This is a genomic window from Massilia sp. Masssp94 (genome assembly GCF_059491305.1).
This window is the reverse complement of sequence record NZ_CP168501.1, coordinates 6,635,142-6,658,458: the sequence shown is the minus strand read 5'-3', so window position 1 is coordinate 6,658,458 and position 23,317 is coordinate 6,635,142. Positions and strand designations below refer to the sequence as shown.

The window sequence follows — 23,317 nt, the reverse complement described above, 5'->3', positions numbered from 1 at the left end:
GGAATTGTTCTTTGCGTAAGCCGCGGCCCATACTGCGGCCATGACTACACGACGAACCTTCCTGCTTTCCCTGGCGCTGACCGCAGCGCTGCCCGCCCATGCCGGCGTCCAGACCATCACGCTGGACGGCCGCGCGCCCGGCACCCGCTTCGACGGCATCGGCGTGGTCGACGGCGGCGGGGCGACGTCCGTGCTGCTGAAGGATTATCCGGAGCCGCAGCGCAGCCAGATCCTCGACCTGATGTACAAGCCGAAGTTCGGCGCCTCGATCAGCGCGCTGATCGTGGAGATACCGGGCGACGGGAATTCCACGCAGGGCTCCATGCCCAGCCACCGCCATACGCGCACGGAGGTCGACTACGGCCGCGGTTACACGTGGTGGGTGCTGCGCGAGGCGAAGCGGCGCAATCCCGCACTGACCCTGGACGCGGCCGCGTGGAGCGCGCCCGGATGGATCGGCGACGGCGGCAACCGCGACTTCTTTTCGCCCGACGGGGCCGACTACTATGTCAGCTGGCTGAAAGGCCTGCGCGACGTGTACGGGCTCGAACTCGACGCGATCGGCAGCCGCAATGAACGGGGCGTCAGCTACGATTTCGCAAAGACGCTGCGCGCGCGCCTCGACGCCGGCGGATTCTCCAACGTGAAGCTGCACAGTTTCGATAACTGGCCCGACGATAAATTCGATTTCGTGAAGGACATGCCCAAGGATGCGGGCCTGCGCGACGCGATCGACATCATCGGTGCCCACATCAACGCGCCCGAATACATCGTGCCCACGTGGGTGCGCGAGGCGGCGGCCGGCATGGGCAAGCCGATCTGGAATACCGAGCAGCACGTCTACGTGGCCGGATTCGACGGCGCGCTGGGGATCGTCCAGGCGTTCAACCGCAACTGGATCGACAGCGGCGTGACGAAGATCGTCAACTGGTACGGCATCGCGGGCCTGTACACGCTGGAGCCGTATTCGGGCGTGAAGGAAGCGGCCATCCGGGCGAACTGGCCATGGAGCGGCCATTACGAGATCAATCCGCAACTGTGGGCCTACGCGCACTACGGCCAGTTCACGGCGGCCGGATGGACCTACGTGCCGCAGGGCAGCGGCGCCCTGCAGGACGGCGGCAGCTACGTGACGCTGAAATCGCCCGGCCCGGACTACAGCGTGATCATCGAGACGCGCCGGGCGAAGGCCCCGCAGACGGTGCGCGTGGCGGTCGGCGCGGGCCTGTCGACGGCCGACGTGGCCGTGTGGCGCAGCGATGCGCGCGCGCAGTTCGTGCACGTCGCGGACCTGCATCCGGAGGGCGGCGCGGTGGCGCTGACAGTCGATCCGGACGCGATCTATTCGCTGACGACCACGCGCGGCCAGCAAAAGGGCGGATTCGCCGGGGTGCCCGCGCAGCAGGCCTTCCCGTTCCCGTACCGCGTAGACTTCGACCGTTACCGGGATGCGCGCGCCTGGGGTTACCTGCCGCGTTACTTCGCCGACATCGAGGGCGCGTTCGAGCTGGCGCCGTGCCCTGGCGACCAGCGCACCTGCCTGCGCCAGAGCGTGCCCGTGAGACCGCATTCGTGGGCGCCGGACTGGAAGCCGTACACGATCCTCGGCGACGACGGCTGGACCGACTACGAGGTCAGTGCGGACGTGAGGGTGCGCGGCGGCGAATCGGCCGCCGTGATGGGCCGGATCAACGACGTGGGCAGCGGCTACGGCGCGATCCCGAAAGGCTATCTGCTGGAACTGGACGGCGCGGGCGAGGTGCGCCTCGTCGTCGTGCGCGGCAAGGTGGACAAGAAAGCGCTGGTCGGCGATGCCGAGCAGCAGGCGCTGATCAAGGCGGCGAACGATGCGGCCGAGGGTGGAGAGAAGGTGCTGGCCCGGGCGCCGCTGGCCGGCGTGGCCGCCGACCGCTGGCATACGCTGAAGCTGCAGTTCAGCGGGACGCGCATCCGCGGCTACGTCGACGGCAAGCCGGTGGTGGAGGCGACCGACGGCATGTACAGCAAGGGCATGGCCGGCCTGCTGGCGGGACCGGCGCAGTCAGGCCTGAGCATGCCGTATTACCGCGACGTCGTGATCAACCGCGTCGACGGCGCGCTGCCGCCGCCGACGAAGCCGTTGCCGGGGCAGGCGCCGCTGTACGTCCGCAAGCGCTGAGTGGCGGTCAGGTCGAGCTCAGTTCGCGATACCGTACTTCCGTTTCGCCGCTTCCATCTCCGCATCCAGCGCCGCGAGCCGCGGATGCGCGGGATCGAGCGCGCGGATATGCTCCAGCTGTTCTTCCGACAGCGCGGCCAGCGGGTGGTCCCAGCCCATCTCCATGATCTGGCGGAGGACGCCGCCGACGACCGCGATCATGACCTGCAGGTTGTTCGGCGCCATGTGCAGCGCTTCCAGCAGGGTTTGCACGGCGCCGCGCACGTCGCCCATGTTGCGCTTCTCGTCCGCGACGCCCAGCAGGATCTGGGCCTGGGCGCGCAACTGCTTGCCCATGCCGTCCGCGAGGTCGGGCCGGCCCGCGCGCACGAACACGTTCAGCGCCTGCTGCGCGGACAGCGCGTCGTCGCCGCCGTTCAGCGCGCCGAGCATCACTTCCGACGCCTCGTCGTCCATGCGGTGCGCGAGGCACGTTTGCGCGAGGCCGACGCGCATATTGGGCGACAGCGCGCCACCCGCGCGTACGGCGTCCACCGCGAGCTTGAGTTCCTTGACGGCGGCCGCGCCATTGCCGGCCAGGTCGTGCAGCAGCGCCACCGAGATCGCCTTGCACGCATCGGCCGCGGGCGTGCCCCGGAGGGAGCGTTCGAGGTCGCGGATCACGGTCGACGCGCCGGCCGGATCGCCCTTGCCGACGAGCGCCCGGACGAGGTTCACGTGGTCTTCGGGGTTGCGGAATTCGGAATAACGGGAACGCGTCACCACTTGCCGGAACGATTTTTCGGCGCCGTCCGCGTCGCCCGCTTCGAGCGCCACCTCGCCCAGCCGGCGCAGGCGCCGCACGACGTATGGCGAGATGGTCACGGCGTCTTCCAGCGTCTTCTTCGCGAGCGCAGCGTCGCCGCGCTCCTGCTGGCAGCGCGCGAGCAGGTCGTAGGCGGCCATCAGGCGCGGGTTCTCGGCCACGATGTGTTCCAGCAGCGGGATCGCGTCGATCGTGCGGCCCTGGGCGGCGATGGCGCGCGCGAGCCCGAGCCGTGCCCAGCCCGCCGGCTTTTCGGCCAGCACGTCGCGGTAGACGGTTTCGGCGAGCTCGTGCTCCTTCAGCGACACGTGCAGTTCCGCGCGCAGCCGCGCGAAATCGAGGGCGTAGTGCGGGCGCGTCCGGGCCGATTCGATGGCGGCGTCGATCGCTTCGCGCGGGCGCGCCTGCGCGATCAGCTGGTACACGGGGAGCAGGGCGGCACGGCGGGCGACCGCTTTCTGGATGCGCTGGTGCAGCGCCTGCGCCGTGAACGGTTTCAGGATGTAGTCCGTGGGCGTGAGCTCGGCCGCGCTGACCACCTTGCCGTACGCGCCTTCGGCCGTCAGCATGATGAAGATGGCCCAGGGCGGGATGAGGCGGTGGTGGCGCAGGTCTTCCAGCAGCTGCTGGCCGTCCTGGCCTTCGGCATTCGCCGTTCCGCCACTGAGGTCGTACTCGCACAGGACGATGTCGAAGGACTTGCGGGCGAGCGCCTTGATCGCGGTGCTCGCGTTGACGGCGGATTCGATGCGCGTCACGCCCGACTGGTTGAGCATGTTCTGCAGGTTCGCCCTGAGCGCCGGGTTCGGGTCGACGATGAGCACGCTCAGTTGCGCATTCAACTGATTGTTGAGCTGCGCGTTCTGCGGCGTACCGGCTGGGCTGGATGAGCTGTTTTCTGGCATGCGTCTCGGAAACCGTCAGGGTTTTTTCGACACTACGATACCGCTAAGCTGCAAGGTCGGCAACTTTTTGCCTCCCGTGCGGGCTTCATGCCAGACGGGAAAGGGGGCAACGCTGTATAATACCGGGCTTCTTTCACCCGCAGCCACGCTGCATCAACCGACTTCCAAGCCATGTTGATTCTGCCGGGTTCCAACGCCCTCTCTGCTTTCCGTAGCCAACGCCTCCTCACGCAACTGCAAGCCGTCGCCCCGACGATTGCCGACGTGTCGGCGCGCTACTACCACTTCATCGACGCAAGCGCCCCCCTGTCCACGGAGGACACCGAGCGCTTGACGGCCATGCTCACCTATGGGGAGCCCGTGCCGGAAACGCAGTACGAGGGCGTCACCGAGGAATTCTTCGTGATCCCGCGCCTGGGCACCATCTCGCCGTGGGCGTCGAAAGCGACCGATATCGCCCACAACTGCGGCATGGCCCACATCCACCGCGTCGAACGCGGCGTCGCGTTCAAGATCGTCCTGAAGAGCGGCATCCTCGGCACGGGCTTCGGCGCGCCGAAGAAGCTGGCCGAAGACGACATCCAGGGCGTCGCCGCGCTGCTGCACGACCGCATGACGGAAACGGTGCTGCGCAGCGCCGACCAGGCCCAGGCCCTGTTCACGGACCTGGAAAGCCGTCCGCTGGACCAGATCGACGTATTGGGCCGCGGCCGCGACGCGCTGGTCGAAGCGAATGCCACGATGGGTCTCGCCTTGGCCGAGGACGAGATCGACTATTTATTCGAAGCGTTTGCCCGCGTCCAGCGCAACCCGACGGACGTCGAGCTGATGATGTTCGCGCAGGCGAACTCGGAGCACTGCCGCCACAAGATCTTCAACGCCGAGTGGACCATCGACGGCGCGAAACAGGACAAATCCCTGTTCCAGATGATCAAGAATACGCACCAGCTGCAGCCGAAGGGCACGATCGTCGCGTACAGCGACAACTCGGCGATCATGGAAGGCGCGGACGCGCTGCGCTTCTATCCGCAGGCCGGCAGCCAGGAATACGCGCCGGTCACGCAGCTGACGCACACGCTGATGAAGGTCGAGACCCACAACCATCCGACCGCGATCTCCCCGTTCCCGGGCGCCTCGACGGGCGCCGGCGGCGAGATCCGCGACGAGGGCGCAACGGGCCGCGGCGCCAAGCCGAAGGCCGGCCTCACCGGTTTTACCGTATCGAACCTGTACCTGCCGGACGCCGTGCAGCCGTGGGAAAACGCCGCCAACGTGAATTCGGCCGACAAGGCTGGCAGCGATAAAGTCTACGGCAAGCCGGAACGCATCGCGTCGCCGCTGCAGATCATGGTCGACGGCCCGCTGGGCGGCGCCGCCTTCAACAACGAATTCGGCCGGCCTAACCTCGGCGGCTACTTCCGCGTCTACGAACAGAACGTGGGCCCGACCGCCATCAATGGCAACACCGTGTTCGGCTACCACAAGCCGATCATGATCGCGGGCGGCATCGGCAACATCTCGGACGAACACACCCACAAGAACGACATCCCGGTCGGCAGCCTGCTGCTGCAGCTGGGCGGTCCGGGCATGCGCATCGGCATGGCCGGCGCGGCCGCGTCGTCGATGGCGACGGGCACCAACACGGCCGACCTGGACTTCGACTCGGTCCAGCGCGGCAACCCCGAGATGGAACGTCGTGCGCAGGAAGTCATCAACAGCTGCTGGCAGCTGGGCGCCGGGAATCCGATCATCTCGATCCACGACGTGGGCGCGGGCGGCATCTCGAACGCGTTCCCGGAGATCACCAACGACGCCAGGCGCGGCGCCACGTTCGACCTGCGCAAGGTGCCGCTGGAAGAAAGCGGCATGTCGCCGAAGGAAATCTGGAGCAACGAGTCGCAGGAACGCTACGTGCTCGCGATTTCGCCGGACGACCTGCCGCGTTTCGCCGCCATCTGCGAGCGCGAGCGCTGCCCGTTCGCCGCGGTGGGCGTCGCCACCGAAGAGCGCCAGCTGCGCCTGATCGACCCGATCACGAATACTTCGCCGGTCGACATGCCGATGGACGTCCTGCTCGGCAAGCCGCCGAAGATGCACCGCAACGTCGAGCACGCGAAAGAGCAGTTCAAGCCGGTCGACGTGACGGGCCTGGACCTGGAAGAAGTCGCGCGCCGCGTGCTGCTGCTGCCGACCGTGGCCGACAAATCGTTCCTGATCACCATCGGCGACAGGAGCGTCGGCGGCATGAGCGTGCGCGACCAGATGGTCGGTCCGTGGCAGGTGCCGGTCGCCGACTGCGCCGTCACGACCTTGAGCTTCGAAGGCTACAAGGGCGAGGCGATGGCGATGGGCGAGCGGACGCCGGTCGCCGTCATCGACGCGGCCGCGTCGGGCCGCATGGCCGTCGGCGAGGCGATCACGAACATCGCCGCGGCGCCGATCGCGGACATCGCCGCCATCAAGCTGTCCGCCAACTGGATGGCCGCCTGTGGCCAGCCGGGCCAGGACGCCGCGCTGTTCGACACCGTGAAAGCCGTCGGCATGGAGCTATGCCCGGCGCTGGGCGTCTCGATCCCGGTCGGCAAGGACTCGCTGTCGATGCGCACGACGTGGAATGAGGATGGCGAGAACAAGGCCGTCGTGTCGCCGGTATCGCTGATCGTATCGAGCTTCGCGCCCGTCACCGACGTGCGCAAGACCCTGACGCCGCAACTGCGCACGGACCTGGGCGACACGTCGCTGATCCTCATCGACCTGGGCCGCGGCAAGAACCGCCTGGGCGCCTCGGCGCTGGCACAGGTGACGCAACAACTGGGCAACGACGCGCCGGACGTCGACAACCCGGCCGACCTGAAGGCGTTCTTCGCCGCGATCCAGCAGCTGAACAACGACGGCAAGCTGCTCGCCTACCACGACCGTTCGGACGGCGGCCTGTACGCCACGCTGTGCGAGATGGCCTTCGCGGGCCGCGCCGGCGTGTCCGTCAACCTGGACATCCTGACGATGGAAGGCGAGCACGCGTCCGACCACGGCGACGCCAAGAACTGGGCGGCGCAGGTGGGCGAGCGCCGCAACGACCTCACGCTGCGCGCGCTGTTCAACGAAGAGCTGGGCGCCGTCGTGCAGGTCAGGACCGCCGAGAAGTCGGACGTCATGAACGTGCTGCGCTCGTTCGACCTGGGCGCCTGCAGCCACATCATCGGTAAAGTGAACGACCGCGGCGTCGTGGAATTCACGCGCGACACGAAGGTCATCTACAACAAGCGCCGCAGCGAACTGCACCGCCTGTGGAGCGAGACGAGCTGGCGCATCGCGCGCCTGCGCGACAACCCGGCGTGCGTGGACCAGGAATACGAGCGCCTGCTCGACGAGCAGGATCCGGGCTTCACCCCGAAGCTCGTGCACGACCCTGCCGTGAACATCGCCGCGCCATATATGAGCGCATTCGTTGCGACCGGTGCGCGTCCGACCGTGGCGATCCTGCGCGAGCAGGGCGTCAACTCGCACATCGAGACGGCATGGGCGATGCACCAGGCGGGCTTCAAGGCCGTCGACGTGCACATGAGCGACCTGATCGCCGGCCGCGCGAAGCTGGACGATTTCAAGGGCCTGATCGCCGTGGGCGGCTTCTCGTACGGCGACGTGCTGGGCGCCGGCGAAGGCTGGGCCAAGACGATCCTGTTCAACCCGGAACTGAAGGCGGCGTTCGCGCAATTCTTCGGCCGCGGCGACACGTTCGGCCTCGGCGTCTGCAACGGCTGCCAGATGATGAGCAACCTGAAATCGATCATCCCGGGTGCCGACGCGTGGCCGAAGTTCACCCGCAACAAGTCGGAACAGTTCGAGGCGCGCTTCGGCATGGTCGAGGTGATGGATTCGCCGTCGATCTTCTTCCAGGACCTCGCAGGCACGCACGCCCCGCTGGCGATCGCGCACGGCGAAGGTTTCGCGGACTTCTCGCAGACCGGCGACATCACGCAGGTCGTGAAGGCGCTGCGCTACATCGACAACCGCGGCGCCGCCACCGAGGCGTATCCGTTCAACCCGAACGGCTCGCCGGAAGGCCTGACGGCCGTCACGACGCCGGACGGCCGCTTCACCGTGATGATGCCGCACGCCGAGCGCGTGGCCCGTACCGTCACGATGTCGTGGCATCCGGATGGCTGGGGCGAGGATTCGCCGTGGGCGCGCATGTTCCAGAATGCGCGGAAGTGGGTGGGCTGATCCGGCCGGTCCCATGAAAGAAGCGCTGCCCCGGCAGCGCTTTTTCATTCCGGCCGCTGTTTGTAGATGCCGGGCCGGTTGATGTGCCAGAAGAGCTTCGGGTTGTCGGGCGTCGTGAACCCCAGCTTTTCGTACAGCCAGGGCGCGCTCGTCGTCGCCAGCAGCAGCCGTCGATAGCGCTCGATGCCTGGGTAGGCCAGCATGCACTCGACGAGCCACCGTCCCAGTCCCTTGCCCCGATAGTCGTCGATGACGAACACGTCCGCCATGTAGGCAAACGTCGTATGGTCGGTGATGAAACGGGCGTAGCCGATCTGCCGGCCGCCGTCGTACAGGCCGAAGTTGAGGCTGTGCGCGACGGCGTTGCGTACCGTCGCCTCGTCGATGCCCGCGGCCCAGGTCGTCCGGGAGAGGTTCTGGTGAATGACGTCGAGCTGCAGGAGGCTGTCGTCGGTCGAGACCAGGTAGTTTTCTTGAGTCCAGTTCAGCATCGGCGCACGCTCCGCGTCAGGCTGCCAGCCATGCGACCAGCGCCAGCACGGCCGGCACGGTCTGCACGAACAGGATGCGGCGCGACACCGTCGCCGCACCCCACACGCCCGCGACGGCCACGCACACGAGCCCGAACACGACGAACGCGCGCCCGATCGCCGGATTCGGGTGCAGCAGTCCCACCGCCAGGCTCGCCACCAGGAAACCGTTGTAGCACCCCTGGTTCGACATCAGCGGCGCGAGCGCCTCTACCCGGTCTTCCTTGATGCCGAACACCTTCCTGCCGCGCGTGCGGAACAGGATGGTCTCGATCAGCACGATGTAGACGTGGATGGCGATGACGATGGCGGTCAGGATGGTAGCGATGAGTAACATAGGTGGTCCGGTTGTCGAGATGTACGTACTGTAGAGTAACATCTTCGGCAGGTCCAGCCGCCGGCTACAGTCCGCTCCTGGCGAACTTCGCGAACATGTCTGCGAACGTAAGCCGTGTATCGATGGTCCTGTAGACCCGCATCGGGCGGCCGCCGGCGTGGACCTCGTAGTGTCCGTCCGCGGCGAGGCGGGGCGTTGGCCGTACGACGTAGTCGCTCGACGACGTATCCGGATCGAACGCGGATTGGAGCGCCGTAAGCGTGACGAGGGGACTGTCACCCAGGATATAGGTTTCGCCGAAGTTGGCGCCCATCCGCCGTGATACGCGCTCGAGTTGCCGGATCAGGAACGCGCCGAGTTTTCCGGCGGGGCGCAGGCCCTCGTCGAGTTCCGCATAGCCGATGTTGAGCTGGCGGTAGACGTTGCGCGGCACTTGCCAGACCTCGACGTCCGACCGGTTGAATATCCACCGCGCGGCCGCGAGGTCGATCGTGAGATTGTATTCGGCGTCGCGGCGCTGCGGCACGCCAGGCAGCAGGTCGGCATGCTCCATCCCGCCGATCCAGACGAGCGTCAGTTTGCGGCCGATGCGCGGCTCATGCATCAACGCCACGGCCAGGTCGGTGAGGCCCGCGCCGGCGGCGTAATAGAGGGGCAGCGCGGTGTCGGTGCGCAGCGCCTCGCCGATGATCCGGCCCGCCGCCTCGTTCAGTTCCGGCATGGCGTCGGCCGACAGGGCCGCGTTGCGCCCGGCGACGACGGGCGGCCGCGGACCCGGTTTCATCGTTGCGTAGAGTTCGCGCGCCCTCGCGGCGGCATTCTCCGGCTGGGCCGCCGTCGGGTCGAGGAAGTCGTTGACGTGGATATGCGACCCGATCACGAACGGAATCTCGACGGAAGGCGAGGCCAGGTGATGGGCCAGCTGAAACAGGCCGTCGGGGTCGCCCGAAAAATCGTTGTCGACGATGACGCGCTGGCGTGGCGAGGCGGACAGCGCACGTGCCGTGCCAAGCACGCCGACAGCTGCCGCCCCGCACGTGGCGTGCAGGAATTGCCGGCGCGACCGGGATACGGGACGTTGCGCCGCCTCGAGCATCCCTGCAAGACTATCGTTCATGCGGTCGGAACGTGTCAGCGCATCAGCTTGTCCAGTTCCGGCTGCATCTCGCGCTGCCAGATCTTGTAGCCTTCGGCGTTCGGATGCAGCAGGTCGGGCATGATGTCTTTCGACAGGGTGCCGTCCGGCCCCAGGAACGCCTTGTTCATGTTCAGGAAGAACACGTGCTTGTTGTCTGCCAGCTTAGGCAGCATCGCGTTGACCTTCTCGTTCAGGACGCGCAAGGTGTCGTCCGGCTTCTCGCCGCGCGGGAAGATCGCCAGCAGCAGGATCTTCGCCTTCGGCAGGCGCTTGCGGATTTCCGCGATGTCGCGCTTGATGCCAGCATGGATCAGTTCCGGCGCTTCCTGGCGGAAGCCGGTGTTGTTGGTGCCGATCATCAGGACGGCGACCTTCGGGTCGATGCCGTCGATCTCGCCATGCTGCAGGCGCCACAGGACGTTTTCCGTGCGGTCGCCGCCATAGCCCAGGTCCAGCGCGTTGTACTTGCCGTAGAACGTCTTGAAGAGCTCAGGCTGCTCTTTTTCCCAGTGGTGCGTGATGGAGTCGCCGATGAAGACGAGTTCCGTGCGCTCGCCGGCGGCCTTGCGGCGCGCGATCTCGGCCAGTTTCTCTTCATGGCGCGGCATCCACCAGTCGAGCGACCACGATTCGTTCAGCGGCGACGGGGTCACGCTGACCGTGCGGTAGTCCGGGCACGCCTGGTTCGGCTTGCCCGCCTTGTCGATGCGGATGTTCGCGATCTCCACGTCGCCGGCGCCCGTGCCGTCCAGCGCGAACGGTTTCGTCACGGCGCTGAAGTCGTCGCCCTTGCGGTAGAAGCACGACAGCGCATAGCTGAGGTGTTGCCAGCCCTTGCCCTCGGCCGCGCGTGCGGGGAGCACGTCGGTGACCTTGCGCTCGCAATTCTTGCCGCAGTCGATGCGGAAGTTCAGGCCGCCCTTGGCCAGTTCATTGACCTTCAGGTCGAACGAGACCGTGCCCTTGGCCAGGTACGGGCGCAGGTCGAGCGGTGCGCTCTCCACGCGCACGGTCGAGAACCACGCGTCCTTCCAGGTCAGGCCGAGCGCGTCGGCGGCCGCATCCTTGCTGGTGCGGCGGGCTTCGACGACGGCGTTCTTCAGCTTCGGATCGTCGTCCATGCGGCCGGCATCGCCGTCCAGCGGCTTTTGCACGTCGAAGTCGCCGAACATGACCTTGGCGCCGGCCAGCGGCTGGCCGACGTACAGGGGCAGGGTGGTCGCGGCTGTCGCGGCGCTTGCGGCCAGGGCGGACAGGATGAGGGCGGCGGAATGGCGGAATGTCATGGGCGTCTCGAGTTTGTTGTATGGTCGAACAAATTGGTCAAAAAAAAGCGCCCACGAGGAGCGCTTTTTTCAGGCGTGACCTGATTACTGGATCTTGGCCTTCTTCATCAGCTCTTCACGGAATGCGGCCAGCTTGCGCTGTTGCAGCGATTCCGCGACCTGCTGCTTGACTTCTTCCAGCGGCGGGATCTTGGCGGCGCGGACGTCTTCCAGCTTGATCACGTGGTAGCCGTATTGCGTCTTGACCGGGGTCTCGGTGATCTGGCCTTTGTTCAGCGAGGTCATGGCCTTCGAGAACTCAGGCACGAACGAGGCCGGGCTTGCCCAGTCCAGGTCGCCGCCGTTCGCTGCCGAGCCCGGGTCTTTCGACTGCTTGGCCAGGTCTTCGAACTTGGCGCCGCCCTTCAGCTTGGCGATGATCTGCTTGGCTTCGTCTTCCGTGCCGACCAGGATGTGACGGGCGTGGTATTCCTTGTCGCCCATCTGTGCCTTGTACTTGTCGTACTCGGCCTTGATGTCGGCGTCCTTGACCGGGTTTTTCTTGATGTAATCGGCCAGCATCGCATTGATGATGATGCTCTGGCGTGCGTTGTCGATTGCGTTCTTGACGTCCGGACGGGTGCCGACGCCTTGCTTGTCGGCTTCCTGGATCAGGACTTCGCGGCCGATCAGGTCCTTCTTGATTGCCTCGCGCAGTTGCGGGGAATCGGTTGCCTTGCCCTGGGCGACGACCTGCTTGACCACCTGGTCAACCTTGGCCGCGGGGATGGGCTTGCCATTGACGGTCGCAACGTTCTGCGCGAACGACGGCAGGGCTACCATCGCGGTCATGGCTAACAACAGGCGGGCTGGCTTCACAATCATTTATTCGATCCTATCTAAAACCGGTGGTGGATCCGGTGGTCAACACGAAATGTCGCCGTGGCGACGAAAACCGGCGGCCGAAGCCGCCGGCGCTGCAATGTTACTGTACCTTTGCCTTCTTGACCATTTCCTCTTGAAACGCGGCCAGCTTCTGCTGGGTCAGCGCTTCGGAAATCTGCGGCTTGACTTCGTCCAGCGTCGGCAGCTTGGCCGGACGGACGTCGTCCAGCTTGATCACGTGGTAGCCCACCTGGGTCTTGACCGGGGTGTCGGTGATCGCGCCTTTCTGCAGGTTGGTGAAGCCCGCTGCGAATTCCGGCGGGAACGACGACGGGCTGGCCCAATCCAGGTCGCCGCCGTTGTTGGCGGTGCCGGTGTCTTTCGATCCCTTGGCCAGGTCTTCGAATTTGGCGCCGCCTTTCAGCTTGGCGATGGCTGCCTTCGCTTCGTCTTCGGTCGCGAACAGGATATGACGCACGTGGTATTCCTTGTCGCCGGTCTGCTTCGCGAAGCGGTCGTACTCGGCCTTCACTTCGGCGTCGGACACCGGGTGCTTCGTGATGTAGTCGCGGGCGAGGGCGTTGATCACGATGGTCTGGCGGGCGTTCTCCAATGCCGCCTTGACTTCAGGATTCTTGTCGTACCCTTGCTTGATCGCTTCCTGCATCATCACTTCGCGCGAGATCAGGTCCTTCTTGATTGCGTCGCGCAGTTGCGGGCTGTCGGTGCCCTGGCCTTGCGCCACGACCTGCTTGACGATCGCGTCGGCGCGCGACGACGGAATGGCTTTGCCGTTCACCACGGCGAGGTTCTGTGCGAACGAAGGCGAGTACGCAAACGATGCGGCGATAGCGATCAGGGCTAACAGCAGCCGTGCTGGCTTAAAAGTCATTTTGTTTCCTGTGAGGGGGTTGCTTGGACGAGGATTTGATTAGTTTTTGTAGTGCGTAGCGGATTCTGGATCGACTTACTTACATCTCACTTAAGACTTCCGAAAAACACGCCGTCACGACTGCTCCGAGGGCGCGACGGCGGTAATCGCCAGGGCATGTATGTCGGTGTGCATCATACCTTGCACGGCATCATATACCAGTCGATGTCGCATGACCAGTCTCAGTCCCTCGAAGCGTTCCGAAACGATTTTCACTCGGTAATGCCCCCCGCCGGAGGCCGCGCCGGGATGCCCTGCGTGCAGGTGCGAATCGTCGCCGACCTCCAGTACGGACGGGCTCAATGCGGCGTCGAGTGACTGCCGGATGCGTTCCACGCGGTCGTCCATCATGCGTCTCCCTTGCCCTGCGGCTGCTCGCGTTCTTCGATGTACTTCGACAGCATCAGCGTCTGGATGACGATGAACGCGAAGAAGATGCCCGTGATGCCGAACAGCTTGAAATTCACCCACGCGCCCGTGTTGCCCTTGAAGACGATGAAGGCCATCACGAGGTTCAGCACGCCGATGGCGGCGAAGAAGCCCATCCATGCATAGCCGACCTTGGCCCACACGGCATCCGGCAGGCGGATCTGCGCTTCCATCACCTTGCGCATCAGGTTGTTGCGGAAGCCGACCTGCGCGACGAACAGCGCCAGCGCGAAGGCCCAGTACAGGATCGTCGGCTTCCACTTGATGAAGTCCGGATCGTGGAAATAGATGGTCGCGCCGCCCGTCACGACGATGACGCCGAGGGACAGCCACAGCATGCCGTCCACCTTGCGGCCGCGCGCCAGCAGGTACAGGATCTGCAGGATGGTCGCGATGATGCCGACCGCGGAGGCCAGGATGATCGGCGACTGGTCGGGCGTGACGCTGCCGCCGGCGATCAGGCCGCCCATGTATTGCTGGACGAGCGCGTGCGCCGCGTCCTGGTGGCCGTCCGCGACTTTATAGACGAGGAAGAAGAGGATGACCGGGAACAGGTCGAACAGGAATTTCATCGGTACGTCGCCCCTGGTTCAGATCGGCTCGAAGCGGAGCGCGGCCGAGTTGATGCAATAGCGCAGGCCGGTCGGCGGCGGGCCGTCCGGGAACACGTGGCCCAGGTGGGCATCGCAGACGGCGCAGATGATTTCCGTGCGCACCATGCCATGGCTGCGGTCGACCTTCTCGATCACGTTGTCCGGATCGAGGGCCTTGAAATAGCTGGGCCAGCCGCAGCCGGAATCGAACTTCGCGTCCGACTCGAACAGCGGCGTGTCGCAGCACACGCAGTGATAGATGCCGTGCTCATGGTGGTCCCAGAACTTGCCCGTGAACGCGCGCTCGGTCGCCGCGTGGCGGGTGACCTGGTATTCCATCGGGTCCAGCTGGGCGCGCCATTCGGCGTCGGTCTTTGTCACTTTGTCGGTCATGATCCCTCGTTGTAAATCGTATTCAGGAAGAGCAGCTCACTTCGAGATGAGATGCCCAGTCCGGCGGCAGTGCGGCATAGGCGTCGTTTTCCGGCTGGTCGTCGAACGGACGCTCGAGCACGCCGAGCAGCCTGCGCACTTCTTCAAAGTCGCCATTCTGCGCCTTTTCGATGGCCACCTGGGCCAGGTAGTTGCGCAGTATATATTTGGGGTTGACGGCGTGCATCGCAACCCGGCGCGCCGCATCGACACTCATTTCCTGGCGCAGCCGCGCGCGGTAGGCGACGGCCCACGCGTCGAACGCGGGGCGGTCGAGGAACAGGTCGCGCAGCGGCGCATCCGTTTCGGGTTCTTCCAGGCGCAGGTCGCCCAGGCGGCGGAAGAACAGTGTGAAGTCGACGTGGTTCGCCTGCATGACCTTGAACATGTCGTCGGCCAGCGCGCGGTCGTTCTCTTGCGTCGACTTGAGCCCGAGCTTGGCGCGCAGCAGTTCATCGAACTTTTCGCCGTAGGCGTCGACATACACGTCAAGCGCCGCCTGCGCCGCTTCCTGGTCCTCGATCAGCGGCAGCAGCGCGTTCGCCAGCGCATAGCAGTTCCAGTGGCCGACGGGCACCTGGTTCGCGTACGAATAGCGGCCGCCCTGGTCCGTGTGGTTGCAGATGTGGTCGACGTCGAACGCTTCCATGAAGCCGAACGGGCCATAGTCCAGCGTGAGGCCCAGGATCGACATATTGTCCGTGTTCATCACGCCGTGCATGAAGCCGACGGATTGCCAGTGCGCGATCATGCGCGCCGTGCGGCGCGTGACTTCCTCGAGCAGGGCGAGACAGGGATTGGGGGCGCCGGCCAGGTCCGGATAGAACGTCTTGATGACGTAGTCCGCCAGGGTGCGCAGTTCTTCCGGCTTGTCGCGGTAGCGCCAGTGCTCGAAGGAGCCGAAGCGCACGAACGACGGCGCCATGCGGGTGACGACGGCGGCCGTCTCCATCGATTCGCGGATCACGCTCTGGTTCGAACCCGTCACCATCAGCGCGCGCGTCGTCGGGATGCCGAGGGCGGCCATCGCCTCGGAACACAGGAACTCGCGGATCGACGAGCGCAGCACGGCGCGGCCGTCGCCCATGCGCGAGTACGGGGTCATGCCGGCGCCCTTCAGCTGGAGTTCCATGCGGCCCTCGGGGCCGTCGATGTCGCCCAGCAGGATCGCGCGGCCGTCGCCCAGCTGGCCGGCCCAGTGGCCGAACTGGTGGCCGGAATAGACGGCGGCCAGCGGCTGCGAGCGGGGCGGGACGTGGTTGCCCGTGAAGACGGCGACGACATCCTCGCGCGCGAGGTCGGCGGCGTCGAGCCCGACAAGCCGCGCAGCCGGCGCGCTGGCCGCGACAAAGTAGGGCGCGGGCAGGGGCGTCGGCATCAGGCGCGTATAAAACGCGGGCGGCAGTTCGGCAAAGGAATTGTCGAATGGCAGATCGTCGGCGGTGCGGGTGCTGATAACGCTTCCTCGGGTTGATTGGTTCTTCGTGCGCGGATTTTACCGCACACGCGCGGATTCTATGGGCGCAAGACGTGCGCGGCCTATTCGGGTTACATTCCGTAACCGTTTGGTAATGTCGGGCTGGTGCAGTGCAGCATCGAATTCCGTTGACGTTTTCCGTACGAGCGTTCGAAACTCGGCTTCCCACAAGCAACCCAGAGAGACCGATGACTCCTGTTCCGTTGATGGGCCGGATGATGGACCAGCCCCTGTTAATCTCCAGCATCATCCAGTTCGCCGCACGGCATTACGGCGGCAGCGAGATCGTCTCGCGCCGGGTCGAGGGCGACATGCACCGCTACAGCGTGCGCGAGTGCGCAGCGCGGGCGCGGCGCGTGGCGAACGTCCTGCAGGCGCAGGGCATCGCGATGGGCGAGCGCGTCGGCACGCTGGCGTGGAACGGCTACCGGCACCTGGAACTGTATTACGGCGTGTCCGGCTCGGGCGCCGTGCTGCACACGATCAATCCGCGCCTGCATCCCGAGCAGATCGCGTACATCGTCAACCACGCCGACGACCAGCTGCTGTTCTTCGACCTGACGTTCTTGCCGCTGGTGGCGGCGATCGCGCCGCTGTGCCCGACCGTGAAGGCGTTCGTGCTGATGAGCGACCGGGCGCACCTGCCTTCGGACGGCAGCATGCCGAACCTGCTGTGCTACGAAGACCTGCTCGCCGCGGCGTCGGAAGATTATGACTGGCCCGAACTCGACGAGCGCGCGGCCGCGTCGCTGTGCTACACGTCCGGCACGACGGGCAATCCGAAGGGGGCGCTGTATTCGCATCGGTCGACGGTGCTGCACGCGTACGCGTCCGCGCTGCCCAACGCGCTGAACGTGGCCGGGCGCGACGTCGTGCTGCCCGTCGTGCCCATGTTCCACGTGAACGCGTGGGGCCTGCCGTATTCCGTGCTGCTGTCCGGCGCCAAGCTGGTGCTGCCCGGCGCGGCGCTCGACGGCAAATCGCTGTACGACCTGTTCGAGGCCGAGGGCGTCACGTTCTCGGCGGGCGTACCGACGGTCTGGCTCGGCCTGATCAATTACGCGCTGCAGAGCGGGCTCACGTTCTCGACGTTCCGCCGCACGGTCATCGGCGGCGCCGCGTGCCCACCCGCGCTGATGGACACGCTGATCGACCGCTTCGGCATCGAGGTCATCCACGCCTGGGGCATGACGGAGATGTCGCCGCTCGGCACGACCTGCGGCCTGCTGGCGCGGCACCGCGACCTGCCCGTCGCCGGGCAGCGCGCCGTGCTGCGCAAGCAGGGCCACGCCATCTTCGGCGTGGACATGAAGATCGTCGACGACGACGGCAATGAGCTGCCGTGGGACGGACTTACGTTCGGCCACCTGCTCGTCAAGGGGCCGTGGATCATCTCGCGGTACTTCCGCGACGAGGGCGGCGACGTGCTGCAGGACGGCTGGTTCCCGACCGGCGACGTGGCGACCATCGACGCGGACGGCTACATGCAGATCACGGACCGCAGCAAGGACGTCATCAAGTCCGGCGGCGAGTGGATCGGATCGATCGACCTCGAGAACATCGCGATGGCGCACCCGGGCGTGCTGCAGGCCGCCTGCATCGGCGTGCGGCATCCGAAATGGGACGAGCGGCCCGTGCTCGTCGTCGTGCGGCGGCCGGAAGCCGAGGTGACGCGCGAGGAGCTGCTGCGGTTCTTCGACGGGAAGGTCGCGAAGTTCTGGATGCCGGACGACGTGCTGTTCGTGGACTCTCTGCCGACCGGGGCGACCGGCAAGATCCAGAAGAACCGCTTGCGCGAACAGTTCCGGGACTATCGCCTGCCCGGCACGGATCAAAAATAACACGACCGTTCTTTTAGCGGTTATATTGTCGCCACCGACAATCACACCCACGCAAGGAGACCCATGAGCGCCGACTACCAGGTCATCGATGACGTCGCCGTCATCACGCTGAACAACCCGCCCGTCAATGGCCTCGGCCTGGCGACGCGTACCGCCGCCGTCGAAGGCCTGAATCGCGCCGCGCAGGATCCGGCCGTGAAGGCCATCGTCATCACGGGCGCGGGCAAGGCGTTTTCGGGCGGTGCCGACATCCGCGAATTCAACTCGCCGAAGGCGCTCACGGAACCGACTCTGCACACCCTGATCCGCACGGTCGAGAATTCGGCGAAGCCTGTCGTCGCCGCGATCCACACCGTGTGCATGGGCGGCGGCCTGGAACTGGCGCTGGGCGCCAACTACCGCGTGGCGCTGCCGGGTGCGCAGATCGCGCTGCCGGAAGTGAAGCTGGGGCTGCTGCCGGGCGCCGGCGGCACGCAGCGCCTGCCGCGCGTGCTGGGCCTGGAGGCCGCGCTGAACATGATCGTGACGGGCACGCCGGTGCTGTCCGAAAAGCTGGCTGGCAGCTTGCTGTTCGACGAACTGCTGCCGGCCGGGTCCGACCTCGTTGCGGGCGCGATCGCGTTCGCGCGCCGCGTCGCCGGCGTGCGGCCGCTGCCGAAGGTGCGCGAGCGCCAGGTCGACCACCCCGATGCCGCGGGCTTCCTGGCCGCCGCGCGGGCGCGCGTAAAAGCCGAGGCGGGGCCGTTCCCGGCGCCCGTCGAATGCGTGGAGACCGTCGCGGCATCCGTCGAAAAGCCGTTCGAAGAGGGCCTGGCATTCGAGCGCGAGCGCTTCATCCACCTCACGCAGACGACGGAATCGAAGGCGTTGCGCCATGCGTTCTTCGCCGAGCGCGCCGCGAGCAAGGTGCCGGATGTCCCGGCCGACACGCCCGTCCGCGAGATCCGCAGCGCGGCCGTCGTCGGCGCGGGCACGATGGGCGGCGGCATCGCGATGAACTTCGCCAACGCCGGCATCCCCGTGACGATCCTCGAGACGAAGCAGGATGCGCTCGACAAGGGTCTCGCCACCATCCGCAAGAATTACGAGAACACGGTCAGGAAGGGCAAGCTGGCGGCGGACAAGGCCGCGCAGCGCGTGGGGCTCATCCGCGGCACACTGGATTACGCCGACATCGCCCAGGCCGATATCGTCATCGAAGCCGTGTTCGAGGACATGGACGTGAAGGCGTCCGTGTTCCGCCAGCTCGACGCCACGATGAAGCCGGGCGCCATCCTCGCGTCGAATACGTCGACCCTGGACCTGAACCGCATCGCCGCGTTCACGGCACGCCCGCAGGACGTCATCGGGCTGCACTTCTTCAGCCCCGCCAACGTGATGAGGCTGCTGGAAATCGTGCGCGGCGCGGCGACCGGCAAGGACGTGCTGGCGACCGCGCTGGCGCTGGCGAAGAAAATCAGGAAGACGGGCGTCGTCGCCGGCGTGTGCGACGGCTTCATCGGCAACCGCATGGTGGAGCAGTACATCCGCCAGGCCGGCTTCCTGCTGGACGAAGGCGCGCTGCCGCAGCAGGTCGACGCGGCCATCGAGACCTTCGGCTTCGCCATGGGCCCGTTCCGCATGGGCGACCTGGCCGGCAACGACGTCGGCTGGTACATCCGCAAGCGCCGCGCCGTCGAGTCGCCGGACGTGAAGTATTCGAAGACGGCCGACCTGCTGTGCGAACAGGGCCGATTCGGCCAGAAGACGGGCGCCGGCTGGTACGACTACCAGGCCGGTGACCGCACGCCGCGCCCGTCGCCGTGGGTCGACGACATGATCGTGCGGCATTCGCAGGACCTGGGCATCGAGCGCCGCGCCATCTCCGACGAGGAGATCGTCGAGCGCCTCGTCTACGCGCTGGTCAACGAGGGCGCGCGGATCCTGGACGAGGGCATCGCCCTCAGGGCATCGGACGTCGACATGGTGTATTTGTCCGGCTACGGCTTCCCGCTGTTCCGCGGCGGCCCGATGTTCCATGCGGACACCGTCGGCCTGCCGGCCGTGCTGGCGGCCGTCGAGAAGTACGCCCGCGGCTACCACGGCGAGGCGTGGACGCCGGCGCCGCTGCTCGTCCGCCTGGCGGCCGAGGGCAAGACCTTCAACGGCTGACCCGCCACAACGTCAACGCGGCGCCCGCGTACCACAGCGCCTGCACGCCCGTCAGCAGCATCAGCGAATGCGGGTGCATGTGCAGGCCGCTCGCGGCCGCGAGCGCCGTGCCCAGGCCCGCCGGCAGCGCCAGCACGGCCAGCAGCCTGCATTTGCCGTCTGCTGCGCGCGGGCTTGCCCACGACAGGCAGCACATGCCTACGCCCATGCCGATCAGGCCCGCCTTGGTCAGCACCTGGATCGCGATGGCGATCAGCGAGAACGCCGCGGCCGTGGCGTCGTGCGGCCAGCCCTGCTCGATCGCGACCCCGGCGAGCCTGGACGTGACGAAGCCGTCGCCCAGCATCGCGCCGCCGACGGCCGCGCAGCCCAGCGCATGGCAGGCGACGCCGAACGCGATGACGGGACGGCGCGGGCCGAGCGTCAGCGCCAGCGCGATCACACCGTACAGCAGGAAGCCGCAGACGACGAACAGCGCGCCGTGCACGCGTGCGGCGCCGTCGCCCAGGCGCACGAGCGCGGCCAGCGTGCCGGCGTGGCCCGTGCCGTGTGCGACGACCGGATGATGGAAGAGGAGGGCGACCATCGCGGCACCCGCGACGGCGAGGGCCCAGGCGGCGGGCGGGATGGAACGGGGCGTGCTGTCGGCTGCTATCATGGCGGTCCTTTCGATGGAAAACCATATTGGACCAGCGGCGGGCGTCGCGTTGGCGGATGGTGCGGCCGTGCCGTCCGTTAGCGGACAAAACCGCTTGGATGTCCGTTTTCGTCCACTTTCGTCCACTTATGTCCGCTCATGGAGATGCGATGGAAGAAGTCGTGCAGGACCGGCGCCGGCAGCGCACGCGCAAGGCGGCCGTCGGGGCGTTCATCGAACTGCTGATGGCCGAGGGCTATGACGCCGTCGCGATGACGGCGGTGGCCGAGCGCGCGGACCTGGGCCGCTCCACCTTGTACGAACATTTCCGTACCAAGGACGACCTGCTGGCCGCGTCGATGGACTGGCCGCTGCGCGTGCTGGCGGCCGATCCGCCCGATCCGGCGGCGCTGCTGGCGCTGATCGAACATGTGCGCGAACGGTCGGGCGCCGTGCGCGTGCTGCTGGAACAGCCGCTGCGCTCGCGCATCGCGCGCCTGCTGGCGGCGCGCATCGTGCCGAGGTTGCGTGGCCGCGGTGTGGTGGGGCCGCGCGCGGATGTGCGCGCGCTCGCGTGCGCGGAAGGCCAGTTCGCGGCGCTCGCACTGTGGATGCAGGGCGGCGGCGTGCCGGCGGCGGTGCTCGCCGAGGAGCTCGCGCGGTTGTCCGTCGCCGCGGCCGCGCCTGGGTAATGTCCCTGATGCGGTCGGGGTGCGCGCCGTGCTAGGCTGTCCGCCATGAAGAACGCCCTCCTGATCGCGACCGCCTGCCTGCTCGGACTGTTGTCCACGACCGGCGCGTCGCTCCCTTATCCCATCCTGCCGCCGCTGTTCGTAAACGGCGCGCCGGACAGCCTGACGCACTTCCTCGGCCTGCCGCCCAAGCTGCTGTTCGCGCTGGCGCTGATGGTCAACCCGATCGGCCTGCTGCTGGGCACCGCCGTGCTCGGGTCGCTGTCGGACCGCTACGGCCGCCGGCCGCTGCTGCTGGTGACGGCCGTCGGCGCCGCCATCGGCCACGTGCTGACGGCGTGGGCGCTGGCGCGCCGCTCGTATCCGCTGTTCCTCGTCGCCCGCTTCGGCACCGGCCTGCTGGAGGGTCACAGCGCGATCGTGCGCGCGATGCTCGCGGACCGGCTGCAAGGCCCGCTGCGCAATCACGCGCTGTCGTGGCTGAACGGTGCGCTGCACCTGGGCTGGCTGGTCGGGCCGCTGCTGGCCGGGTTCACGATCGCGTGGGGCCTCACGGTGCCGTTCTACATCGCCGCGGGCGCTCTGCTGCTGGGCGCGGCGCTCGTCGGCGCCGCGCTGGAACGCAAGCCGCGCGCGGCCGGGCCGTCGTGGTGGAGCGTGGCGCGCGAACGCCACGCGTTCAACCTGCTGCGCCACGACGGCCTGCGCGCGCTGTTCGGCGTGCAGCTCGCGTACACGTGCGGCGTGACGGCGTTCTACGAGTTCTATCCGCTGTGGCTCGTCGAGGTGGGCCATTACGATACGCGCGCGATCGCGCTCGTCAACGTCGGCATGTGCGGCCTGATGACGTGTTCCGCCCTGTTCGCCGGCCGCGCCAGCCGCACGGAGCCGATGCGCCGCGCCGCGTGGCTGGCCGCGTGCGTGGCGCTGGCCATCGGCTCGCTCGGCGTGGGCCATCTGTGGGTGGGTCTCATCGGCATCATGGCGTTCGGGTTGCCGCATGCGTTCTACAACGCGGTCGTGCAGGCGTGGGCCGCGGACCGGTTCGGCGGCGGCCACGGGCAGGGCGCCGTCATGGGGCTGCTGTCGACGACGTTCTGCCTCGCGAACATCCTGATGGCGGCGGCGGGCGCCGTGCTGACGCTCGTGGATACGCGGCTCGTGCTGCTGACGGGCGCGATCCTGACGGCGTGGGCGGCGAACCGGATGCGGGCGTGGGGGAGCGGCGCGATGGCCGAGCTGCCGCCGGCCGCGTGAACGATCCACGATGGAGGCATGCATGAAAAAAGCGGTTCTTTTGCTGGTCTGTCTTGTTCCGGTCGCAGCGCTGGCGGCGGGTCGGGGATGCGGCGCGCAGGTCGCGTTCCGCTGGGTGCCCAAGGACGCGGATGCGCCGTCCGCGGGCACCGTGCGCGTCGTCGACGTGCGCTCGGCACGGACTGTGCAGGTGCTCGACGGCGTGACGAACCACTACGGCGACGACGGCGGGTTGTTCGCGCAGGACCTGAACAACGACGGCTGCCCGGACCTCGTCGTGACGAGCGACGTCGCACCGATCGGCAATACCAGCAGCACCGTGTACCTCTACGATCGCGTGCGCGGACGCTTCCTGTTCGACGAGGCGCTGTCCGCGATCGGCAACATCGGCGTCGACGGCCGCGATCCGAACTGCGTGACGGGCGACTGGAAAGGCGGGGCGGAAGATGTCGGCGGCGAGCGCTATTGCTGGCGCAAGGGACGGCTCGTCAAGACGAGCGAGTACAGCGTGCGGCCGCTGTACGACCGGGAAACCGGTGAGTTCTCGTGTTACGAGCACATCGACACGACGTATGCGGGCGGCCGGAAACGCGTGCGCAGGCATTGCACGAAGCGCTTCTGAGGCCGCCC

Annotated in this window: 19 protein-coding genes; 7 read left to right on the top strand and 12 right to left on the bottom strand. The window is 66.9% G+C overall.

What is annotated here, in order from left to right; translation table 11 throughout:
* Positions 1-40 precede the first annotated feature (40 nt).
* Positions 41-2,158, top strand: a complete 2,118-nt coding sequence (locus ACEN9G_RS29285) for a galactocerebrosidase (RefSeq protein ID WP_483127401.1) — start codon at positions 41-43, stop codon at positions 2,156-2,158.
* A gap of 18 nt (positions 2,159-2,176) precedes the next feature.
* Here the strand turns inward: ACEN9G_RS29285 and ACEN9G_RS29280 are convergent, their stop codons facing one another.
* On the bottom strand, positions 2,177-3,868 hold the full coding sequence (locus tag ACEN9G_RS29280; protein ID WP_483127400.1) for a response regulator: 1,692 nt from the start codon (positions 3,866-3,868) through the stop codon (positions 2,177-2,179).
* 171 nt (positions 3,869-4,039) lie between these two features.
* Between ACEN9G_RS29280 and purL the strand changes: the two genes are divergently transcribed.
* A complete protein-coding gene (purL, locus tag ACEN9G_RS29275; protein WP_413337833.1) occupies positions 4,040-8,092 on the top strand; it encodes a phosphoribosylformylglycinamidine synthase in 4,053 nt (1,350 codons plus the stop codon).
* A 44-nt stretch (positions 8,093-8,136) separates the two neighbouring features.
* Here purL and ACEN9G_RS29270 read toward each other — a convergent pair whose 3' ends face one another.
* The 10 genes from ACEN9G_RS29270 to ACEN9G_RS29225 form a co-directional block, all read right to left on the bottom strand.
* Positions 8,137-8,583, bottom strand: coding sequence for a GNAT family N-acetyltransferase (locus tag ACEN9G_RS29270; RefSeq protein ID WP_413337832.1), 447 nt, complete (start codon positions 8,581-8,583; stop codon positions 8,137-8,139).
* A gap of 16 nt (positions 8,584-8,599) precedes the next feature.
* Positions 8,600-8,959 carry a DUF1304 domain-containing protein gene (locus tag ACEN9G_RS29265; RefSeq protein WP_413337830.1) on the bottom strand — a complete coding sequence of 120 codons (360 nt, stop codon included), beginning with the start codon at positions 8,957-8,959 and terminating at the stop codon, positions 8,600-8,602.
* A 64-nt stretch (positions 8,960-9,023) separates the two neighbouring features.
* On the bottom strand, positions 9,024-10,076 hold the full coding sequence (locus ACEN9G_RS29260; RefSeq protein ID WP_413337829.1) for a hypothetical protein: 1,053 nt from the start codon (positions 10,074-10,076) through the stop codon (positions 9,024-9,026).
* 14 nt (positions 10,077-10,090) lie between these two features.
* Positions 10,091-11,383, bottom strand: a complete 1,293-nt coding sequence (locus ACEN9G_RS29255; RefSeq protein ID WP_413337828.1) for a GDSL-type esterase/lipase family protein — start codon at positions 11,381-11,383, stop codon at positions 10,091-10,093.
* Between the two features lie 84 nt (positions 11,384-11,467).
* Positions 11,468-12,247, bottom strand: a complete 780-nt coding sequence (locus tag ACEN9G_RS29250; RefSeq protein ID WP_056129624.1) for a peptidylprolyl isomerase — start codon at positions 12,245-12,247, stop codon at positions 11,468-11,470.
* Positions 12,248-12,347: 100 nt separating this feature from the next.
* The gene (locus ACEN9G_RS29245) at positions 12,348-13,139 is read right to left on the bottom strand and encodes a peptidylprolyl isomerase (RefSeq protein WP_413337827.1); all 792 of its coding nucleotides are present in this window, start codon (positions 13,137-13,139) and stop codon (positions 12,348-12,350) included.
* Between the two features lie 114 nt (positions 13,140-13,253).
* On the bottom strand, positions 13,254-13,529 hold the full coding sequence (locus ACEN9G_RS29240; RefSeq protein ID WP_036229424.1) for a BolA family protein: 276 nt from the start codon (positions 13,527-13,529) through the stop codon (positions 13,254-13,256).
* Positions 13,526-14,179 (bottom strand): septation protein A, encoded by a 654-nt coding sequence (locus ACEN9G_RS29235; protein WP_413337826.1) that lies wholly within the window; start codon positions 14,177-14,179, stop codon positions 13,526-13,528. Before ACEN9G_RS29235 ends, ACEN9G_RS29240 begins: the two co-directional genes overlap by 4 nt.
* Before the next feature lie 18 nt (positions 14,180-14,197).
* Positions 14,198-14,593: a peptide-methionine (R)-S-oxide reductase MsrB gene (gene msrB, locus ACEN9G_RS29230; RefSeq protein ID WP_413337825.1), complete on the bottom strand. Its 396-nt coding sequence runs from the start codon at positions 14,591-14,593 to the stop codon at positions 14,198-14,200.
* Between the two features lie 22 nt (positions 14,594-14,615).
* Positions 14,616-16,010, bottom strand: a complete 1,395-nt coding sequence (locus tag ACEN9G_RS29225) for a protein adenylyltransferase SelO (protein WP_413337824.1) — start codon at positions 16,008-16,010, stop codon at positions 14,616-14,618.
* 287 nt (positions 16,011-16,297) lie between these two features.
* Between ACEN9G_RS29225 and ACEN9G_RS29220 the strand changes: the two genes are divergently transcribed.
* Positions 16,298-17,950, top strand: coding sequence for a 3-(methylthio)propionyl-CoA ligase (locus tag ACEN9G_RS29220; protein WP_413337823.1), 1,653 nt, complete (start codon positions 16,298-16,300; stop codon positions 17,948-17,950).
* Between the two features lie 63 nt (positions 17,951-18,013).
* Positions 18,014-20,101: a 3-hydroxyacyl-CoA dehydrogenase NAD-binding domain-containing protein gene (locus ACEN9G_RS29215; protein ID WP_483127399.1), complete on the top strand. Its 2,088-nt coding sequence runs from the start codon at positions 18,014-18,016 to the stop codon at positions 20,099-20,101.
* Here the strand turns inward: ACEN9G_RS29215 and ACEN9G_RS29210 are convergent.
* Positions 20,091-20,759 carry a hypothetical protein gene (locus tag ACEN9G_RS29210; protein ID WP_483127398.1) on the bottom strand — a complete coding sequence of 223 codons (669 nt, stop codon included), beginning with the start codon at positions 20,757-20,759 and terminating at the stop codon, positions 20,091-20,093. The genes ACEN9G_RS29215 and ACEN9G_RS29210 overlap by 11 nt on opposite strands.
* A 149-nt stretch (positions 20,760-20,908) precedes the next feature.
* On the opposite strand from ACEN9G_RS29210, the gene ACEN9G_RS29205 reads away from it, so the two are divergent.
* The 3 genes from ACEN9G_RS29205 to ACEN9G_RS29195 are packed head-to-tail and all read left to right on the top strand — an operon-like array spanning position 20,909 to position 23,309.
* The gene (locus tag ACEN9G_RS29205; protein ID WP_483127397.1) at positions 20,909-21,430 is read left to right on the top strand and encodes a TetR/AcrR family transcriptional regulator; all 522 of its coding nucleotides are present in this window, start codon (positions 20,909-20,911) and stop codon (positions 21,428-21,430) included.
* Between the two features lie 45 nt (positions 21,431-21,475).
* Positions 21,476-22,687 (top strand): MFS transporter, encoded by a 1,212-nt coding sequence (locus ACEN9G_RS29200; protein ID WP_483127396.1) that lies wholly within the window; start codon positions 21,476-21,478, stop codon positions 22,685-22,687.
* Positions 22,688-22,709: 22 nt separating this feature from the next.
* Positions 22,710-23,309 (top strand): XAC2610-related protein, encoded by a 600-nt coding sequence (locus ACEN9G_RS29195; protein WP_483127395.1) that lies wholly within the window; start codon positions 22,710-22,712, stop codon positions 23,307-23,309.
* Positions 23,310-23,317: the final 8 nt, after the last annotated feature.

Coding starts and splice junctions, on each gene's coding strand:
- ACEN9G_RS29255 (WP_413337828.1), bottom strand. CDS start 11,383: ATGACATTCCGCCATTCCGCCGCCCTCATCCTGTCCGCCCTGGCCGCA.
- ACEN9G_RS29270 (WP_413337832.1), bottom strand. CDS start 8,583: ATGCTGAACTGGACTCAAGAAAACTACCTGGTCTCGACCGACGACAGC.
- ACEN9G_RS29245 (WP_413337827.1), bottom strand. CDS start 13,139: ATGACTTTTAAGCCAGCACGGCTGCTGTTAGCCCTGATCGCTATCGCC.
- ACEN9G_RS29200 (WP_483127396.1), top strand. CDS start 21,476: ATGAAGAACGCCCTCCTGATCGCGACCGCCTGCCTGCTCGGACTGTTG.
- ACEN9G_RS29240 (WP_036229424.1), bottom strand. CDS start 13,529: ATGATGGACGACCGCGTGGAACGCATCCGGCAGTCACTCGACGCCGCA.
- ACEN9G_RS29235 (WP_413337826.1), bottom strand. CDS start 14,179: ATGAAATTCCTGTTCGACCTGTTCCCGGTCATCCTCTTCTTCCTCGTC.
- ACEN9G_RS29225 (WP_413337824.1), bottom strand. CDS start 16,010: ATGCCGACGCCCCTGCCCGCGCCCTACTTTGTCGCGGCCAGCGCGCCG.
- ACEN9G_RS29205 (WP_483127397.1), top strand. CDS start 20,909: ATGGAAGAAGTCGTGCAGGACCGGCGCCGGCAGCGCACGCGCAAGGCG.
- ACEN9G_RS29260 (WP_413337829.1), bottom strand. CDS start 10,076: ATGAACGATAGTCTTGCAGGGATGCTCGAGGCGGCGCAACGTCCCGTA.
- ACEN9G_RS29250 (WP_056129624.1), bottom strand. CDS start 12,247: ATGATTGTGAAGCCAGCCCGCCTGTTGTTAGCCATGACCGCGATGGTA.
- ACEN9G_RS29280 (WP_483127400.1), bottom strand. CDS start 3,868: ATGCCAGAAAACAGCTCATCCAGCCCAGCCGGTACGCCGCAGAACGCG.
- ACEN9G_RS29195 (WP_483127395.1), top strand. CDS start 22,710: ATGAAAAAAGCGGTTCTTTTGCTGGTCTGTCTTGTTCCGGTCGCAGCG.
- ACEN9G_RS29220 (WP_413337823.1), top strand. CDS start 16,298: ATGACTCCTGTTCCGTTGATGGGCCGGATGATGGACCAGCCCCTGTTA.
- ACEN9G_RS29285 (WP_483127401.1), top strand. CDS start 41: ATGACTACACGACGAACCTTCCTGCTTTCCCTGGCGCTGACCGCAGCG.
- ACEN9G_RS29265 (WP_413337830.1), bottom strand. CDS start 8,959: ATGTTACTCATCGCTACCATCCTGACCGCCATCGTCATCGCCATCCAC.
- ACEN9G_RS29215 (WP_483127399.1), top strand. CDS start 18,014: ATGAGCGCCGACTACCAGGTCATCGATGACGTCGCCGTCATCACGCTG.
- msrB (WP_413337825.1), bottom strand. CDS start 14,593: ATGACCGACAAAGTGACAAAGACCGACGCCGAATGGCGCGCCCAGCTG.
- ACEN9G_RS29210 (WP_483127398.1), bottom strand. CDS start 20,759: ATGATAGCAGCCGACAGCACGCCCCGTTCCATCCCGCCCGCCGCCTGG.
- purL (WP_413337833.1), top strand. CDS start 4,040: ATGTTGATTCTGCCGGGTTCCAACGCCCTCTCTGCTTTCCGTAGCCAA.